Source organism: Catenovulum agarivorans DS-2 (assembly GCF_000568405.1).
GTDB classification, from domain to species: domain Bacteria; phylum Pseudomonadota; class Gammaproteobacteria; order Enterobacterales; family Alteromonadaceae; genus Catenovulum; species Catenovulum agarivorans_A.
Window position 1 is genome coordinate 1 of sequence record NZ_ARZY01000086.1, and the last position, 1650, is coordinate 1650.

Annotated in this window: 1 protein-coding gene; it reads right to left on the reverse strand. The window is 43.0% G+C overall.

From position 1 onward, the window contains the following. A partial coding sequence (locus tag DS2_RS20625) for a hypothetical protein (protein WP_035016720.1) occupies nucleotides 1-1650 on the reverse strand: 1650 nt, incomplete at both ends.

Consider the following 1650-nt stretch of genomic DNA (forward strand, 5'->3'; position numbering starts at 1 on the left):
CGTTGTCTGCATCTGTTTCGTTTTGGTCAACGTCAGATTGAATCGCAGCAAATTCATTTGCTAAGGTGTCCGAAGTTGAATCACTATTTAAATCGCCCGCTCTAACGGTCGATTTTAGCACTGCGTAGTCAACATCACTGCCATCTGCAGCACTTGCAACCACATCATTGCTGATGTCTGAATCATCAGATACATCCTCGTAGAAAGTTGCGATTGAGGCTAATTGATTACCCAATTTTGTAATTGTGGTATATGAGCCGTCTGTGCCATTGAAGAAAGCCGACGCACTGATTCCTCCTGAAATTAAGTTGCCATTGATATCAACAAAACCATTGATACCATCGCTACCATTTACTAAATACGAAATGTAAGCGGCAACTGTTTGATTGTTGCTCGCATCAAACCCTTCACCCAATAACGCCTCTAATTGATCTATGCGATTGTTAACTGAGTTAAAAGTATTGCGATTAAAGTAATTCAACTCTTCAAAATTACCCGACAAAATGTCATTGGTTGCATCAACTAAGTCTGCACTTGCAGCAGTATCAATTGCGTTTTCTGTGGTGAAATTAATATCTATTTCACGGCTACCGCCCAACAGGTTGTTTTCATCTTCCAAATCAAAGCCAGTAATATCAATTGCCAACTCAACGTCGTCAAAATCACTATTGTTATTTGAGTGATCGCCATTGTTATCAATATCAACCGCATCTAAATCGCCTAAGTTGATGGTTAAGCGATTCACAGATGAAGCTGTTGATGCTTTCCAGTCAACTTCAATTGCGTTATCGCGCCCCATATTACCGTGAGCACTTAAATCAAACGATTTCGCTTTTAACATCGCGTTGCCGTCTGAGTCTAGTTGACGCTCGCTACTAGTGCCCGCGGAGATAGTGATCTTACCAAGATATAAATCCGTGCTACCGTCAGTGCCTTTAATATCACCAGTTAATAATAACTCTGACTCGGCGCTGCCTTGGGTCTCGCTAATATTGACCGTATAACTTGTTTCATCACTCGTTGCCGCACTATCAGTAATAATAATATCGTTGATAGTTAATGTGTCATTGCTATTGGCGTTGGTGGTAATTGCAACATTACCTTGCGCAGCAGAGTCGTCTAAGGTATCTAAGTCGACAGAATCTAACGTTACTGAGCCAGCTGCATCAAACGCTAAAGTACCAACAACAACATTGCCTGAGTCAGTCAAATCACCGCCGCTGGTAACATCTAAACTACTTGCGGTGGTCGCTCCTAAATCTAACGCTGTACTATCTTCAATGACCACGCTACCTGTGCCTGCATTAACGGCTACAGAGCCTGCCAAACTGTTATCTTCATCATCCAAGGTGACGTTTGCGTTTGCGATGGAGGTGTCAATTGTTAGATCTCCAGATAATACCAATGAATCAGTACTTGTAATCGCACCGCCAGCAGTTATATCCAAAGTGCTAGCAGTCACTGCGCCTAAAGCCAACGCGTCGGTCTCATCGATAGCGACAGCACCAGTACCTGCATTGGCCGCAAAGCTTGCGAAGCTGTGGGTATTATTATCGAGGTCGACGACGCCATTATTGGCTGAAGTATCAATATCAACTGCCGTTGTTACAGTCAATGCACCTGCATCTGTAACAGAATCTGCTTCAGTCA